Annotated in this window: 16 protein-coding genes; 9 read left to right on the forward strand and 7 right to left on the reverse strand. The window is 34.9% G+C overall.

The genetic code is table 11. From position 1 onward, the window contains the following. Position 1: 1 nt before the first annotated feature. The 4 genes from NBT05_RS08190 to NBT05_RS08205 all read left to right on the forward strand — a co-directional run bounded on the left by NBT05_RS08190 (position 2) and on the right by NBT05_RS08205 (position 4,383). Positions 2-1,678: a pyruvate dehydrogenase complex dihydrolipoamide acetyltransferase gene (locus NBT05_RS08190; protein ID WP_265773001.1), complete on the forward strand. Its 1,677-nt coding sequence runs from the start codon at positions 2-4 to the stop codon at positions 1,676-1,678. Between the two features lie 410 nt (positions 1,679-2,088). Further along, positions 2,089-2,667 (forward strand): NUDIX domain-containing protein, encoded by a 579-nt coding sequence (locus tag NBT05_RS08195; protein WP_265773002.1) that lies wholly within the window; start codon positions 2,089-2,091, stop codon positions 2,665-2,667. After that, the gene (locus NBT05_RS08200) at positions 2,668-3,684 is read left to right on the forward strand and encodes a M20/M25/M40 family metallo-hydrolase (protein ID WP_265773003.1); all 1,017 of its coding nucleotides are present in this window, start codon (positions 2,668-2,670) and stop codon (positions 3,682-3,684) included. Positions 3,685-3,702: 18 nt separating this feature from the next. Further along, positions 3,703-4,383, forward strand: coding sequence for an SDR family NAD(P)-dependent oxidoreductase (locus NBT05_RS08205; protein WP_265773004.1), 681 nt, complete (start codon positions 3,703-3,705; stop codon positions 4,381-4,383). A 4-nt stretch (positions 4,384-4,387) separates the two neighbouring features. Here the strand turns inward: NBT05_RS08205 and NBT05_RS08210 are convergent, their stop codons facing one another. Continuing rightward, positions 4,388-4,876: a hypothetical protein gene (locus NBT05_RS08210; RefSeq protein WP_265773005.1), complete on the reverse strand. Its 489-nt coding sequence runs from the start codon at positions 4,874-4,876 to the stop codon at positions 4,388-4,390. Positions 4,877-5,436: 560 nt separating this feature from the next. Here NBT05_RS08210 and NBT05_RS08215 point away from each other — a divergent pair. Genes NBT05_RS08215 through NBT05_RS08225 form a run of 3 tightly spaced genes read left to right on the forward strand, consistent with a single transcriptional unit; the run spans position 5,437 to position 8,573 of the window. Next, complete coding sequence (locus tag NBT05_RS08215) at positions 5,437-6,036, forward strand: SprT-like domain-containing protein (protein WP_265773224.1); 600 nt, start codon at positions 5,437-5,439, stop codon at positions 6,034-6,036. Beyond that, positions 6,033-7,112 (forward strand): mannose-1-phosphate guanylyltransferase, encoded by a 1,080-nt coding sequence (locus NBT05_RS08220; RefSeq protein ID WP_265773006.1) that lies wholly within the window; start codon positions 6,033-6,035, stop codon positions 7,110-7,112. The genes NBT05_RS08215 and NBT05_RS08220 overlap by 4 nt, the downstream gene beginning before the upstream one ends. Before the next feature lie 3 nt (positions 7,113-7,115). Beyond that, the gene (locus NBT05_RS08225) at positions 7,116-8,573 is read left to right on the forward strand and encodes a DUF389 domain-containing protein (protein ID WP_265773007.1); all 1,458 of its coding nucleotides are present in this window, start codon (positions 7,116-7,118) and stop codon (positions 8,571-8,573) included. 225 nt (positions 8,574-8,798) lie between these two features. Here the strand turns inward: NBT05_RS08225 and NBT05_RS08230 are convergent, their stop codons facing one another. Together NBT05_RS08230 and NBT05_RS08235 are read right to left on the reverse strand one after the other, a co-directional pair. Then, a complete protein-coding gene (locus NBT05_RS08230) occupies positions 8,799-9,563 on the reverse strand; it encodes an ABC transporter ATP-binding protein (RefSeq protein ID WP_265773008.1) in 765 nt (254 codons plus the stop codon). Then, complete coding sequence (locus NBT05_RS08235) at positions 9,560-10,300, reverse strand: MlaE family ABC transporter permease (RefSeq protein WP_265773009.1); 741 nt, start codon at positions 10,298-10,300, stop codon at positions 9,560-9,562. The genes NBT05_RS08230 and NBT05_RS08235 overlap by 4 nt, the downstream gene beginning before the upstream one ends. Before the next feature lie 116 nt (positions 10,301-10,416). Between NBT05_RS08235 and pafA the strand changes: the two genes are divergently transcribed. Further along, on the forward strand, positions 10,417-12,084 hold the full coding sequence (pafA, locus tag NBT05_RS08240; protein WP_265773225.1) for an alkaline phosphatase PafA: 1,668 nt from the start codon (positions 10,417-10,419) through the stop codon (positions 12,082-12,084). A gap of 169 nt (positions 12,085-12,253) precedes the next feature. On the opposite strand, the gene NBT05_RS08245 is transcribed toward pafA, so the two are convergent. The 3 genes from NBT05_RS08245 to NBT05_RS08255 form a co-directional block, all read right to left on the reverse strand. Next, on the reverse strand, positions 12,254-13,114 hold the full coding sequence (locus NBT05_RS08245) for a glycosyltransferase (RefSeq protein WP_265773010.1): 861 nt from the start codon (positions 13,112-13,114) through the stop codon (positions 12,254-12,256). A gap of 9 nt (positions 13,115-13,123) precedes the next feature. Then, complete coding sequence (locus NBT05_RS08250) at positions 13,124-13,645, reverse strand: methyltransferase (RefSeq protein WP_265773011.1); 522 nt, start codon at positions 13,643-13,645, stop codon at positions 13,124-13,126. A gap of 136 nt (positions 13,646-13,781) precedes the next feature. Continuing rightward, positions 13,782-14,054 carry a hypothetical protein gene (locus NBT05_RS08255; RefSeq protein WP_265773012.1) on the reverse strand — a complete coding sequence of 91 codons (273 nt, stop codon included), beginning with the start codon at positions 14,052-14,054 and terminating at the stop codon, positions 13,782-13,784. Positions 14,055-14,165: 111 nt separating this feature from the next. Between NBT05_RS08255 and NBT05_RS08260 the strand changes: the two genes are divergently transcribed. Next, positions 14,166-14,540, forward strand: a complete 375-nt coding sequence (locus NBT05_RS08260) for a hypothetical protein (protein WP_265773013.1) — start codon at positions 14,166-14,168, stop codon at positions 14,538-14,540. Between the two features lie 59 nt (positions 14,541-14,599). Here the strand turns inward: NBT05_RS08260 and NBT05_RS08265 are convergent, their stop codons facing one another. After that, positions 14,600-15,367: an IS5 family transposase gene (locus NBT05_RS08265; protein ID WP_265770084.1), complete on the reverse strand. Its 768-nt coding sequence runs from the start codon at positions 15,365-15,367 to the stop codon at positions 14,600-14,602. Positions 15,368-15,577 lie beyond the last annotated feature (210 nt).

A 15,577-nucleotide genomic window follows, 5' to 3' on the forward strand; every position in this document is an offset into this window, starting at 1 on the left:
TATGGCAACAGTAATTAATATGCCCCGACTTAGCGATACCATGGAAGAAGGTGTGGTCGCTAAATGGTTAGTAAATAAAGGAGATAAGGTAAGTGAAGGAGATATACTTGCCGAAATCGAAACGGATAAGGCTACGATGGAGTTTGAATCTTTCTACGAGGGTACCCTTTTGCATATCGGTATTCAGGAAGGTGAAACTGCTCCGGTAGACCAGTTATTAGCAATAATCGGAGATGAAGGTGAAGATATTTCCGGGTTGTTAAACGGATCTGCGTCTTCTAACGGAAGCGAAGAAAAAACAAATAGTAGTAAAGAGGATACTTCTTCAAAGGAAGAAACTACAACTGATTCAGGTTCAGATTCAGACTCCGGAGAAATTCCGGAAGGGGTTGAAATTATCACCATGCCCCGGCTAAGTGATACCATGGAAGAAGGTACGGTTGCAAGTTGGCTTAAAAAAGTAGGAGATGCCGTAGAAGAAGGAGATATACTTGCTGAAATTGAAACGGATAAGGCTACGATGGAGTTCGAATCTTTTTACAACGGTACGCTTTTACATATTGGTATTCAGGAAGGAGAAACCGCAAATGTGGACGCCCTATTAGCTATTATCGGACCGGAAGGAACTGATGTTTCCGGTTTAAAGGATGGAAAAATACCTTCTGGTGCTTCATCTTCCGGAGAAAAAGCAGATTCACCTAAGGCTGATAGTAAAGAAGAACACAAAGAAGAGGCAGAATCTTCTAGTGCCAATGAAGGAAGTCAAAAGCAAACCAATAACGGAAGAATATTTGTTTCGCCTTTAGCAAAAAAGATTGCAGAAGATAAAGGGATTGATTTAAATAAGGTTCAGGGATCCGGAGAAAACGGTAGGATTGTTAAAAAAGATATTGAATCGTATACGCCTTCTGAAAGTAGTACTTCTGTAGAAACAGTACCGGATAAGGATAGTAATTTTGCAGCACCTCCGGTTCAAACTTTTACGCCTGCCGGTGAAGAAGTATTTGAAGAAGTTAAAAATTCTCAGATGCGAAAAGCAATTGCAAAAAGCCTTTCTGCATCTAAGTTTACAGCACCACACTATTACCTGACTATCGAAGCGGATATGAGTAATGCAATGGCTTCTCGTAAAACCATTAATGCGATACCGGATATAAAAGTGTCCTTTAATGATATGGTGGTGAAGGCTTGTGCCATGGCACTGGTAAAGCATCCGCAAGTGAACACGCAATGGAAGGATGATGTAACTAAGTATGCTAAGCATATAAGTATCGGAGTGGCAGTAGCAGTTCCTGATGGACTTGTCGTACCAGTATTACCTTTTACAAATGAGATGTCACTAACTCAAATTGGGGCTAAAGTGAAAGATCTGGCAGTAAGAGCGCGGGATAAAAAATTGACGCCACAGGAAATGAGTGGTAGTACATTTACCGTATCTAATTTGGGGATGTTCGGAATTCAGGAGTTTACCTCTATTATTAACCAGCCTAATTCGGCAATATTATCCGTAGGGGCTATCGTAGAAAAACCGGTGGTTAAAGAAGGAGCTATCGTTGTCGGACATACTATGAAGGTAACTTTAGCTTGTGATCATCGTACGGTAGACGGAGCTACGGGAGCGCAATTTTTACAGACATTACGACAATATTTGGAAAATCCGGTAACTATGTTGGCGTAATAATTTTTATACTAAATCAAGGAGCTGTTTAAAAATAGCGTACTTTATTATATTCGTTGAGTAGAAGAAGGTAGTATGAGTATTGTAGTTAATACTTAAAATTACTGTTGATAATTATTAGTGTTCGGTTAAAATAAATAAATGCATATAAACTATAGTAAAACAAGGTAATTTTAAACTTTAAAGTGTTTGGAAGTTGCTTTTTTTACTTTTTTAAAAATAATTTATTTTTTTAGCGCGAATAATTTTATAATATTGATTATCAATATTATAATTAGTAGTCCTGATTCTTGGTTCTAAAAGCGATAGCGACCTGCCCGTCAGCTGGCGGGTCTTGAATGTTTACCGGATACTAATGTAAATAATTATAAAACTATTGTCGAACGGCTTTTTACCATAACCATATTTGTATGCCCAGACCTATACATAATATTAAAAAGAAAGTACTATCAGATGCAAAGTATACTACTTACGAGTATACTTTTGATTATGAAGTTAGTAAAAATAGACTGGAATCCCATAAACGAATTGTTTTTGATCATGGGGACGGGGCTTCTGTATTGATGTATCATAGACAAAATAAAACGGTACTGTTAACCAGGCAGTTCCGATTACCTACCTTTTTAAACAAGCATAAATCCGGATACTTAGTTGAGGTATGTGCAGGAATGTTAGACGGGGATACGCCTGAAGATTGCGTACGTAAAGAAGCAATCGAAGAAACCGGTTATGAAGTATTTAATCTTGAAAAAGCATTTGCGCCTTATGCATCCCCGGGTGTCATGACAGAAATTGCGCATCTTTTTGTTGGTGAATATGATCATAGCAAACGACCCGGTAAAGGAGGGGGGCTTGCTGAAGAGCATGAACATATCGAAATTCTAGAAATGGATTTTAATACTGCCTATCAAAAAATATTAACAGGCGAAATTAAAGATGCGCGAACCATCCTTTTACTACAATATTTAAAAATTAAAAATCCGTTTTAAATGATTACTCAAGTCTGTAAATACGCACTTTTTTTACCAATAATTATAGTTAGTTTTCTATTTCACAATTGCGAATCTAAAAAAGAAACGGTTGAAGCTTCTGAGCCTGTAAAAGAAGATAATAGTTCAACAGATGATAGTAGTGATAATAATAAAGTTACAGAAGCAGAACGAATTTTAAGTTTTCTGGCGGATGATGCTTTACAAGGACGAGATAGTGGTAGTAAAGGATTAGAGAAAGCAGCTGATTTTATTCAAAAAGAACTAACTTCTTATGGAGTAGTCCCTTTTAAAACTTCTTACCTTGATACTTTTGTGGCACAAGGTGAAAATACGTATAATGTTTTAGGATATCTACCGGGTAACGATTCAAAATTTGCAGATGAAATGGTTATTATTGGCGCACATTATGATCATATCGGTACGGCAAAAGCAGTTGCAGGAGATATCATTGCAAACGGTGCCAATGATAATGCTTCCGGAACAACTGCAGTTTTGCTATTGGCCAAAAAACTAGCTGAGCAAAAAAGTAATAAACGTAGTGTACTCTTTGCTTTGTTTAGTGCTGAAGAGAAAGGCTTGATTGGCTCAAAACATCTGGCAAAAGAATTGAAAGAAGCAGGTAAAGATGTTTATGTAATGCTAAATTTTGAAATGATAGGAGTCCCGTTAAATGATAAAGATTACACAGCTTATATTACCGGTTTTGAATTATCTAATTTTGCAGAAAAAATCAACGAATATAGTAAGCAACCGGATTTGATTGGCTTTTTACCAAAAGCCAAAGAATTCAACCTTTTTAGGCGAAGTGATAATTATCCTATTTATGAATCTTTAAATATCCCTAGTCAAACTATTTCTACTTTTGATTTTACTAATTATGATTATTACCATCATGTAGATGATGAAGCTTCTCAAATGAATTATCCTTTTATCAACACCTTAGTAGAAAAGATAACTCCTGCGGTTACCATGCTAACACAAACTGAAACTAAGGAGATCAAATTCAAACAGTAATAGATATTTAATTCAATTATGAAAAATATTATTGTTACCGGAACAAGTAGGGGTATAGGATTTGAATTGGTAAAAAATTTTGCCGCGCAAGACCATCAGGTACTAGCACTTTCCCGTAACGAAGAACCTGTTAATACTTTAAAATTAGAGAATGTAACTACGCTTGCTTTTGATCTGGCAAAATCAGAAGATACACATAAAGTTGCGCAGTTTGTTGAGAATAACTGGAAAACGGTTGATGTTTTAATTCACAATGCAGGATTATTAGTAAACAAACCCTTCTTGGAATTATCCCTAACAGATTTTGAAAAAGTATACCAGGTTAATGTTTTTGGAGTGGCAATGCTTTCTCAAAAAATAATACCATTTATGAATACAGGGGGTCATGTGCTTACGGTAAGTAGTATGGGTGGTATCAGGGGAAGTAGCAAATTTCCGGGTCTAACTGCTTACAGTTCTAGTAAGGGGGCAGTCATTACCTTAAATGAAGTACTAGCCGAAGAATTTAAAGAACAAAAAATTTCCTTTAATACCTTAGCTATAGGTGCAGTGCAAACAGAAATGTTGGCAGAAGCCTTTCCTGGATATGAAGCCCCGTTACAAGCTCACGAAATGGCAGAATATATTGCAAATTTTGCAATGGATGGAGCCAAATATTACAATGGCAAGACCCTAGAAGTATCCAGTACTACTCCTTAGTAATTTAAAATTTTAAGTTTTTATACTTATAAAACTGGTCAACAGTTAACAATTCTTTCATTTCGTCATTTTGTGCGTAAATGATTGAGTTAAGTTCTGTTGTTTTTTGAGGATAGGGTAGTTCTGATTGAATTACCTCGTTTGCTTTCTTTGAATATTGATATATTTTTTTTTGAACGACAAGGCTAGTATAATGATCCAGATCTAGTTCTTTCTGAAGAAATACGGCTCGTTCCCGCGCCATAGATCGTAATAATTTATCTTGTTTAGATGCCTCTTTCTTCTTCTCTTTACGATCTTCTTTTTCAGAGGTTGAAGCTTCCATATAGTCAGCTTCCATATCAACATCCATATTGCTTCCCGAAGCAGGTATGTTTTTACTAATTTTCTGTTTTTGATCGGATGTATTTTGTGCTAGTTTTTTAGAAGTATCCTGTGAATTACTATGTACAGCATACAGCAAACAAAGTACTAATAAAATATTTCTCATCATCTATTTATTTTTAATTGGTAGTTTGTAATTCAAATTATAGTTTGGTTGTTAACATTTTTATACCTATTGCTAAATCAACGGGAAAAAACCTGAATTTTTGCGTTTAAAATCCTCACTTCAGCTATCGTTATACCTACGTTTACGTCTTAATCATTAACTATTTCCTTTATAAATCTTTCATGCCGTCTCATATTTATTTAGCTATATATGGCACTACTTCCTTCAAATTTAGAAAATTATAGCTATAGTAAAAGTAATTTGGTCAATCTCTTCTTGCATATCGTATAAATTTTGACTTTATACGTTATATAGAAATGTTGTTAAATAATTCTGTTTAAGATATAAAGTTAATTATATTATTTTATTGTGCTAAAGCCATACTAAATTTGTTGTTTTCTATTAAAAATGTATAGTTGAACATTTTTACCACTTTAAATTACATTTTTCGTTAAAAATATAGTCTTAAATAATTTTTATTTATCACTTTTTATAATTAGGTGACACTATTTTTTGAGTTAAAACAGCTCGCTAACTATCTTGCATTTTTGTACTTTGCCATGGTGAAAACTATTTTATTAAAATATATTCCGGAACGGTCGGTAGACCAGGTTTTTAATCTAATTGTGACTCACAACGTGTATTTAAAAGTAGTAAATTCAAGGGTGACAAAACATGGTGATTATCAATTAACCAGGGAAGGAACTCATGTGATCACTGTCAATGCAACATCAAATAAATATCGTTTTTTAATTACTTTAATTCATGAAATTGCCCATCTTGTTGCTTTTAAGAAGTATGGGACTACCATTAAACCTCATGGTTATGAATGGAAACATACGTTTCAGAGCCTAATGCTTCCTTTTATAAACCCTGGGATATTTCCGGAGAAGTTACTGCCTTTTTTGGCTAATCATTTTAAAAACCCTAAAGCAAGCAGTGATACGGATCAATATTTATCTTTAGCATTAAAACAGTACGATCCGGAGAATGATAAAAGCTATATATTTGAGATACCTACAGGTAGTACTTTTAGGTTATATAACGGTAAAATCTTTAAAAAAGGGAGAAAGAGAATTAAACGCTACGAATGTCAGGAAATAACTTCCGGAAAAATTTATTTATTTAATCCGAATGCAGAAGTAGAACTTATAACAAAATGAGACAAACAGACAAATACGCCATTATTATGGCAGGAGGAGTAGGATCACGTTTTTGGCCAATGAGTACAAGCGAATTTCCGAAGCAATTTCATGACATGTTAGGTACCGGGGATACTTTAATACAACATACGTTTAAACGGCTTAATCATTCGGTACCTACGGAAAATATTTATATCCTGACTAATGAACGTTACGATCAATTGGTTCTTGAACAATTACCTGAAATTAGTAAAGAACAAGTGATTACGGAACCAGCAATGCGCAATACGGCGCCATGTATATTGTATGCTTCCTTAAAAATTCAAAAACAGAACCCAAATGCGGTAATGGTAGTGGCACCTAGTGATCATTGGATTGAAGATGAAGCTGCCTTTACGGATAATCTTGAACAGTGTTTTACTGCTTGTGCTGAAAGCGATATTTTAATGACCCTTGGGATTACTCCTACTTTTGCCAATACCGGATATGGTTATATTCAATACGATAAAAGTGAAGAAGTGGTCAAGAAAGTCATGCAATTTACTGAAAAACCAGATTATGCCACCGCCAAAAGTTTTTTAAAACAAGGGAATTATCTTTGGAATGCTGGTATTTTTATCTGGAGCGTATCTAGTATCACTGCGGCTTTTGAAGAATACCAGAAAGATATGACTCATCTATTTAAAAAAGGCAACCTGGTTTACAATACAGAAGGTGAAGCTGATTTTATCACGCAACATTATCCTAAAGCAGATAATATTTCAATTGACTATGCAATTCTGGAAAAAGCAACGAATGTATATGTAAAACCAGCCGGGTTTGATTGGAATGACCTGGGTACCTGGGGTTCTTTATATGATAAATTAGATAAAACCGAAGAAAGCAATGCAGTGGTAAACGCGAGAGTGCTTTGTGAGGATGCATGTGGGAATATGATACGAACCAAAGCTAATAAGATTGTAGTCGTAGATGGTTTACAGGATTATATTATTGTAGATAAAGATGAAGTGTTATTGATATATCCTAAAAAGAAAGAACAGGATATTAAACAGGTTCTTAAAAAAGTAACCGAAGAATATGGTGCTGAATTCGGATAAGATATGGATACCGATAATCAAGATAAAACGCCTGCTACTGAGAAAGAGCATATAGAAAGTGTTAAGCAGGATGCTATTGGCTTGTTTGAAAGTGTCAAAAAATTTCTTTCGGAATTATTAGATATTCGAACAGACACTGATCGGGATCAGACTATCGAACATGTCAAAAATGATATTCCGTTTAAAGGGCATAACGCCTGGATTTTAGTTTTTTCCATATTTGTTGCTTCTATTGGCCTTAATGTAAGTTCAACAGCGGTGGTCATCGGAGCCATGTTAATTTCTCCTTTAATGGGTCCGATTGTTGGGGTTGGCCTATCCATTGCTATCAATGATATTGATACTCTAAAACGATCCCTGGTAAACCTGGGGGTAATGGTAGTGCTAAGTGTACTTACGGCTACACTATATTTTTCCTTATCTCCGTTAACTGAATTAACACCAGAACTGGAAGCACGGACTGCCCCTACTATTCTGGATGTATTTGTCGCTATTTCCGGGGGGCTTGCTTTAATTGTAGCCAGAACTAAAAAAGGAACAATTCCTAACGCAATTGCAGGTGTGGCGATTGCTACGGCCTTAATGCCACCCTTGTGTACGGTAGGATACGGCCTCGCCGAATGGGAACCCAAGTACGCGGCAGGGGCCATGTATTTATTTACCATTAACGCAATTTTTATAGCACTTTCCACTTTTATTGTAGCTAAATTGTTGCGTTTCCCAATGTTGCGCTATGCAAATTCTGCTAAAAGAAGGCGTATTGCGCAGTTTGCTTCGTTTATTGCTATTTTAATGATGATCCCTGCTACCTGGACATTTGTCAATGTACTGGATAGAAGTGGGGCTACTAAAGAATACAATGATTTTCTATTGAAAAATATTAGTGAGAATGAAGGTCTTTATCTACGTAAAGACTTTTATGATTATGAAAATAGGTCTATTAAACTATTTTTTGATGGTGAAATTTCCGAAGCCACTATAAGTGATTTAAAAAACGAATTAAAACTACATGAACGGATAAAAGATTTTGACTTAAAAATAAACGGGAACAAATCAACAGGTATTGACCAGATATCAAAAGCTAATGACCGATATATTATCCAATTAGACCGCCTGGAAGAAGAGAACAAAGGATTATTAGATCAAATAGAAAGCTTACAAAGCCAGTTATCTGATGTTGAGAATCGCCTACGTGATGAAAATGCTACTTCAAAAAAAAACCGCTTACCTTTTTTAAGCACTTCCAAAGATGCAAAAATACGCTTTCCGGACTTAGCTGGATTAGGATTCGGAGAGGTTTTACAATCCAACTTTGTAAAAATGGATACAGTTTATACGGTATTTCCTGCCTGGCGTTTTCAAATTGTAGATAGTCTTGATCAAAAACGTACGGAAAATCTAAGAAAGTGGTTACAAAAAGAATTAAAGGTAGATACGTTGTTAGTAAGCAGGAGGTATTAATTTCTGATAAAGATTCAAGACCCGCCTACAAACGGGCAGGTTGCTATCGCTTCTAGAATTAAGACTATAAAAATTATTCACGTTAAAAAGAACGAATTACTTTTAAAAAGTAAAAAAGCAGTCTTCAAATAATTTAAAGTTTGGAATTACTATATTTTTCTATACTTTACAAACTTTATTTATTTAACCGGGCACTTATAATTTAAAAACCAAAAATAACACTATTTACAACCCCTGTAGCTGTGCTTTTCGAACTTTTTTAAATAGATTAGAAGAATATACAAACTCAGTTACCGCTTCATTATCTGTTTTAAAAATTTGAGATTTATCTCCTTCCCATTCCAAATATCCTTTCTTTAAAAAAATAATTTTATCTCCGATTTCCATCACAGAGTTCATATCGTGAGTATTAATAATAGTGGTGATATCGTTTTCACGGGTAATTTCCTGTATCAGGTTATCAATCACAATGGCAGTTCTGGGATCTAATCCTGAGTTAGGTTCGTCACAAAATAAGTATTTAGGTTTGGTTACAATGGCCCTCGCAATAGCTACCCGTTTTTGCATTCCCCCACTAATTTCCGAAGGTAATTTATCATTAGCATTCTCTAGGTTAACCCGTTCAATCACTTCATGTACCCGAATCAGCATTTCTTTCTTTCGTTGTCTGGTAAACATTTGTAGTGGAAACATCACGTTTTCTTCTACGGTCATCGAATCGAAAAGCGCACTCCCCTGAAATACCATCCCCATTTGTTCCCGTAGCTTACTTTTTTCTTTATCCGATAATTCCTGGTATCGGGTTCCGTCATAGCTAATCGAACCTTGTTCCGGTTGAAACAAGCCTAACATACATTTTAAAAATACCGTTTTACCACTACCGCTGGTTCCGATAATCAGGTTGGTTTTACCACGTTCAAAAGTGGTAGTAATTCCTTTTAGAATCTCCTCGCCATTAAATTCTTTATGTACATCGTCTACTTCTATCATGAGCTTAATAACAATTGAGTTAAAATATAATTTGAAATAATAATAACTACCGTCGTCCAGACAAAGGAAGAGGTACTGGCTTTACCTACCTCAAGTGCTCCTCCTTTCATATAATACCCATGGTAAGAAGGTACTGTAGCTAGTGCAAAGGCAAAAATAAAAGTTTTAATAAATGCATATACCAGGTGAAAAACAATAAATTCATCCTGTAGACCGGCAATAAATTCGGTACTGGAAACAAAACCTCCGTAAACCCCAGCCATATATCCTCCAAAAATCCCGACAAACATTGCAATCGCAATTACAAAAGGATACATCAGCATCGCAATAATTTTAGGGAAAACTAAATAATTAAGAGAATTGATCCCCATTACTTCTAATGCATCAATCTGCTCTGTTACCCGCATGGTACCAATACTTGAAGTAATATAGGATCCAACTTTACCAGCCATAATTACCGAAATAAAAGTTGGGGCAAATTCTAAAATCATTGATTGCCTGGATGCAAAAGCAATTAAACGTTTTGGTAGAAGTGGGTTGTTTAAATTAAGTGCAGTTTGTATAGCAATTACTCCACCAATAAAAAATGCTAAAAAGATAGTTATGCCCAAAGAACCAATAATCAAATCGTCTATTTCTTTAAAAATTAAACTTCGAAGTACCGAAGTTTTTGTCATTTTGCTAAAGGTTTTTTTTAGCATTAAAAAATAGCGACCAATATCGTCAAGGTAAAACATGCAAAAAACGGTTATAGTAGGCTAAAATAGAAAAAAATAAGAGGACAGTATTTAACCTTATATTAAAGTTTTACTTTTATACAATCCCTATTTTTACGCTTTTCTAATTCTCCATGATGAAACAATTACTATTTACCATCTTATGTACGTTATACGTAAGCCTACCGGTATTTTCTCAGACAGGTAACAAGATTAAAAAACAAATCCCTTTTATGACCGAAGCTCCTAAATTGGTTGTGGGGATTGTGGTTGATCAGATGCGTTATGATTATTTAACCCGTTTTTATAGTCAATTCGGGGAAGGTGGTTTTAAGCGTTTGATGAATGATGGTTTTCAATGTGCTAACAATCATTTTAATTATATACCCACCTACACCGGGCCGGGCCATGCATCCGTATTTACCGGGACTACACCGCAGAATCATGGAATTATCTCTAATTACTGGTATAATAAATTTGAAAAACAGCAGGTATATTGTGCCGGAGACCCATCAGTTGCTGTAATAGGTTCTGATAGTGAAGCAGAAAAAATGTCTCCCCATCGTATGAAAACCACCACCTTTGCTGACCAAAACCGATTACATACCCAAATGCGAGGTAAAAGTGTGGGAATTGCTATTAAAGATCGGGGCGCTATTCTTCCCGCAGGACATGCGGCTAATGCTGCTTATTGGTTTAGGGGTAAAGAAGAAGGGAATTGGATTACCACTTCGTATTACTTAAATAAACTACCGAAATGGGTTTCTAATTTTAATACATCCCGAAAAGTTGATACGTATCTTAAAACCTGGAATTCCTTATATGATTTAAAAACTTATATACAAAGTGGTCCGGATGATTCTCCTTATGAGAACGGTTATAAAGGAAAAAATAAACCTACTTTTCCTTATGATTTAGCTAAATTAAAAGATGAGAATGAAGGGTATGATATTATAAAATATACGCCTTACGGAAATTCGTTAACCGCAGATTTTGCTATTGCTGCCTTAAAGGGAGAAGATTTAGGAACTGATGCAATTACTGATGTACTAACCGTTAGTTTTTCTAGTACGGATTATGTAGGTCACAATTTTGGGGTGAATTCAAAAGAAATTCAGGATACGTATTTAAGGTTGGATAAGGACTTAGGCCGATTATTAAATGCCTTGGATAAACAGGTAGGAAAAGGGAAATATACATTATTTTTAACCGCAGATCATGGGGCGGTACATGTACCGGGATATTTAAAATCTCAAAAAATACCTGCCGGATATTTTAATGCAGATTCTTTAAAAACAGACATTGTTAATTTTACCAAACAAAAATTCGGATTAGATAATTTGATTGAAGAAGTGGACAATGACCAGGTATTTTTTGACTACGACCGGATTGCTACCAGTAATATTGCCACTACGACTATTGAAGATGCTATTGCAGAATTTTTATTAAAAAAGGACAAAATCAACAAAGTGTTTACCCGATCTCAATTAGAAAGTACAGAGTATGTTAACGGAATTGCCTCTTTAATTCAAAACGGTTATCATCAGAAACGAAGCGGAGATGTTATCTTTGTCATGGATCCTGCAACCATTGCTTATCCCACTAAAGGGTCTACTCATGGGAGCGGATTAAACTACGACACGCACGTACCTTTATTATTTTACGGAAAAGGGATTAACAAAGGGAAAACCTACAAAAAAACGCATATTATTGATATTGCCCCCACCATTTCGGCTATGTTAGGAATTGCTTTTCCCAGCGGAGCTACAGGTTATGTACTGCCCTTTGTTTTTACGATAGAGTAATACTTATGTCTGATCAACAAACATTTGATTATCGCTGTACTTAAGTACTTTAATTTTACCTCAGGTGTATTCGAGGGGTAACTATGAACAAAGAAAGGCTCTTCAATTCGTTTAACCAGAAAGTTGCTGGTAACTTATTGATTTCGCTTTTCTTCTTGATCAAAGTTGTTTATAAAGAAAGCTTTTGCTTAATTCCCTTCCATCGTTCTTTTCTTAAAAAAGCACCTTCTTGTTTAGATAATAAAAAGGTTTGATTTGTTTTTCTTGCTATAAAATATCCCTTGATATAATCAATTATCAGAAAAGGTTTTTTCTTTAACAAAGCTAATTTAAAAGAAGCAATTATAGTCAGCACTCCGCCATAACGCATGCGATAAAAAGCAATTCCCTGATTTTTACCAGCTTTTTTTTGATATTTTGCCCCGGTAGGTTTGAGATGTTTTACTTGTAGTTCCGGAATGGTTTTAATTTTCCAGTGATGATACCGGGTTTTAATTTCATCGACCGTATCCCAACCCATTTCCGGAGCTAAGCCCCCGATAGCTTTAAAACATTCTTTACGATAGGCTTTTAAGGCTCCTCGAATATGATCTTTATTTGTTAAGTTTTCAAGTTGCCACCCGGTTTTAGTTTTAATATAACAAAATCCACCTACCATTCCGAGAGTAGCATCCTTTGTAAATATCTTTGCAATTTCTTCCAGATAATTCAGTGGGAAAATGAGGTCGGCGTCATATTTGCAAATGATGTCGTAGTTGGTGTCTAATTGAGATAACCCGTAGTTAAAAGCATTGATTACTTTACTTCCCGGTTGGTGTTCATGTGAAGAATGATGAGATATAACTTGTACAAAGTTGTATTTTGATTGAAATTCCTTACAAATAGACAAGGTCAGATCGGTAGAATTATCGTTAACAACCAGTATCTTAGCTGGTAGCAGAGACTGTTTGCAAAGTGATGTTAAAGTAGTGGCTATAAATTGTTCCTCATTATAAGCGGGAATGACAATATAAATTTGGAACACCTTCATACGTATGTTTTATAAACGTTCAGCATATACCATATAATACCGGGGTGTAATTTTTCGCAGTAGAGGTCGGATTCCAATTTTATTGACAGGATGTACCCACTGTAAACGATCTTTAATAGTCCAGCCCGCTTTTTGAAGTAACCAGTCAAATTGCCAGTCTTCAAATTCGTGATAATGTCGGTCCCAGAGATCCGTTTTACTTTGATAGGCCGGGGAGAACCATAATTTTAAAGGTACGGAAGCTACCAATTGAGTAGCCTTCGTCTGCATGAGAAGGGGTAAAGGAGAAAGCATATGTTCAAAAATTTCAAACGCAGTTAAAACTTTTGAAGTATCATTAAGAATAGTATTCAAATCTAAGTCCAAATCTTCTCCGGTGGTATTACGAACGGTATATCCTTCTTTTTCTAATAGAGGTACTAATGGGTTTCTAACGCCCAAATCTAGCAAATCTTCCGGGGGTTGTACATGTTTTTTTAGAAATGAAATTGTTTTTTGATACCGCTTATGCGGAAAACTATTTTCGTACATGATCCCATTATAATTTTTGTAAAAATAGAAATTTGAAAACAGGAAATAAACTTTTGTAGTAATTACTTAAGAATTGCTCATACTACAAAAGTATAATTACACTCTAATGATAAAGACTATAAATTATAAAAGGGAATCAATTTTTAGTTCTGTTAGAAAAAACAACCTTATTTCGTAATTCCTGCTGTTTTTCTTTTTGCAGGATTTTTAAATGAGCACAAGCAAAAATTGCATTTTCAATGCGTTCATTTTCTCTTTCTCCGGATAATATATAAGAGATAAAAGTTTTTGAATACGGTTGTTGATTTTTATTGAAAATCTTACTTTCATACAGATAGGTATGTATCTGTTTTAAAGGCTTGCTACCAAGAGCCTTAATAATTGCCGTTCGTTCGTCAGTAGTAATCATAAATTAGTTGGCTATTCTTAAAGGTATATCTATATTTGTGAACGTTTTGTTATACTTTGTGAATACAAAAGTAGACAAAATTTCCCTAATAAACAAATTAAATAGAATATTTTGGATAAAAAGAATACAATTTTAGACAGGGTTATCATTTTTGCAGACTATTTAAACATTAGTTTACGCAGTTTTAGCCTTTCAATTGGAGCTAGTCCGGGATATTTACATAGATTACAATCTGCCAAAAGTAACATTGGAGGAGATTTTATAGAAAAGATTATTCAACTTTACCCACAATTAAATTCAACCTGGTTAGTTACCGGTGAAGGAACAATGTTAAAAGGTTCATCCTTAGTACAGGAGCCGGGTCAAACTTATGGTAAAACTGATTATTTTAAAGAGGCCTTATTAAATTATCTAGAAGATCAGGACGTAAAGAATAAACTACGGGAGACTATAGCAGACCCTAATGATTTGTTACCTGAAGAATAATACTTTATAACCTATTTCCATTAATAGCTTAGAGCATGTTTAAATAAGATTCTTATAAATTACCTTATTCTATTGAGAATGATTTGACAATTCTGCCATAATACCCAAGATTCTTGACTTTCCTTCGTTTTTTCATAGTCTTTATCGAGTCTTCTGAAGAAGTTGAAGATACCGAAAGTCCTTTCAGTTACCCATCTCCACTTCAAGGGAACAAAACCTTTTGTGGATGGGGGAGTTGATGATATCTTTACCTCAAGTCCAATTACATTTTCTTCAGCCCACCTCTTAAATATTGTTTTGTAGGCATGATCAGCTACTATTTTTTCCATCCTATCCAGGTACCCTAATAAAGGTTCCACAACTTTGTTGGCTACTACCCCATCAGCTTCATTGGCAGCCCCTACAACAACCCCCCAAACTAAACCTAACGTATCAGTAATTACGTGACGTTTACGGCCATTTACCTTTTTATTACCGTCAACCCCTTTTGACATACTTGTAAAAGGACCGGACTTTATGGATTGACTATCAATGGATAACAAGCTAGGTGTTGGTTCTTTCCCTTGTCGGTTCCGCTCCATTTTGTTAAGCTCAATATTTAATCTCTCTTGTGTCCCATCTTTTTGCCATTTGCGAAAGTAATAGTATACACTTTGCCATTTTGGAAAACTATCCGGGAGGTTACGCCACTGAGTACCTGTACGGAGTTGCCATAAAATAGCGTCTACAATATCCCGTAGTTTATAATGCCCCCGGGTTTTCTTAGGTAAAAATAATTCCATATATTCCCATTGCTGGGTAGTTAATCTGTTATATTTAGATTGCATAAACATTGTTGTTTTAGTCAACTACAAAGTTTAGACTATCCAGCTTTTTAACAAAAAAATTATCCGAAAATTTAGTTTAAACATGCTCTTAAATCTTTCCTACTTTTAGGTTATAGAGTTATTAAACTATATAATTTTAAAATTGATTGCCGGACAACTATATTATAGCAGTCTTTTTTTTACAAAAAATCAGTTTTCTACATTTTTAAA

This window comes from Aquimarina sp. ERC-38 (assembly GCF_026222555.1).
Taxonomy (GTDB): Bacteria; Bacteroidota; Bacteroidia; order Flavobacteriales; family Flavobacteriaceae; genus Aquimarina.

Excerpts from the sequence above, each read along its gene's own strand:
- NBT05_RS08190 (WP_265773001.1), top strand. The coding sequence starts at position 2 with ATGGCAACAGTAATTAATATGCCCCGACTTAGCGATACCATGGAAGAA.
- NBT05_RS08195 (WP_265773002.1), top strand. The coding sequence starts at position 2,089 with ATGCCCAGACCTATACATAATATTAAAAAGAAAGTACTATCAGATGCA.
- NBT05_RS08200 (WP_265773003.1), top strand. The coding sequence starts at position 2,668 with ATGATTACTCAAGTCTGTAAATACGCACTTTTTTTACCAATAATTATA.
- NBT05_RS08205 (WP_265773004.1), top strand. The coding sequence starts at position 3,703 with ATGAAAAATATTATTGTTACCGGAACAAGTAGGGGTATAGGATTTGAA.
- NBT05_RS08210 (WP_265773005.1), bottom strand. The coding sequence starts at position 4,876 with ATGATGAGAAATATTTTATTAGTACTTTGTTTGCTGTATGCTGTACAT.
- NBT05_RS08220 (WP_265773006.1), top strand. The coding sequence starts at position 6,033 with ATGAGACAAACAGACAAATACGCCATTATTATGGCAGGAGGAGTAGGA.
- NBT05_RS08225 (WP_265773007.1), top strand. The coding sequence starts at position 7,116 with ATGGATACCGATAATCAAGATAAAACGCCTGCTACTGAGAAAGAGCAT.
- NBT05_RS08230 (WP_265773008.1), bottom strand. The coding sequence starts at position 9,563 with ATGATAGAAGTAGACGATGTACATAAAGAATTTAATGGCGAGGAGATT.
- NBT05_RS08235 (WP_265773009.1), bottom strand. The coding sequence starts at position 10,300 with ATGTTTTACCTTGACGATATTGGTCGCTATTTTTTAATGCTAAAAAAA.
- pafA (WP_265773225.1), top strand. The coding sequence starts at position 10,417 with ATGAAACAATTACTATTTACCATCTTATGTACGTTATACGTAAGCCTA.
- NBT05_RS08245 (WP_265773010.1), bottom strand. The coding sequence starts at position 13,114 with ATGAAGGTGTTCCAAATTTATATTGTCATTCCCGCTTATAATGAGGAA.
- NBT05_RS08250 (WP_265773011.1), bottom strand. The coding sequence starts at position 13,645 with ATGTACGAAAATAGTTTTCCGCATAAGCGGTATCAAAAAACAATTTCA.
- NBT05_RS08255 (WP_265773012.1), bottom strand. The coding sequence starts at position 14,054 with ATGATTACTACTGACGAACGAACGGCAATTATTAAGGCTCTTGGTAGC.
- NBT05_RS08265 (WP_265770084.1), bottom strand. The coding sequence starts at position 15,367 with ATGCAATCTAAATATAACAGATTAACTACCCAGCAATGGGAATATATG.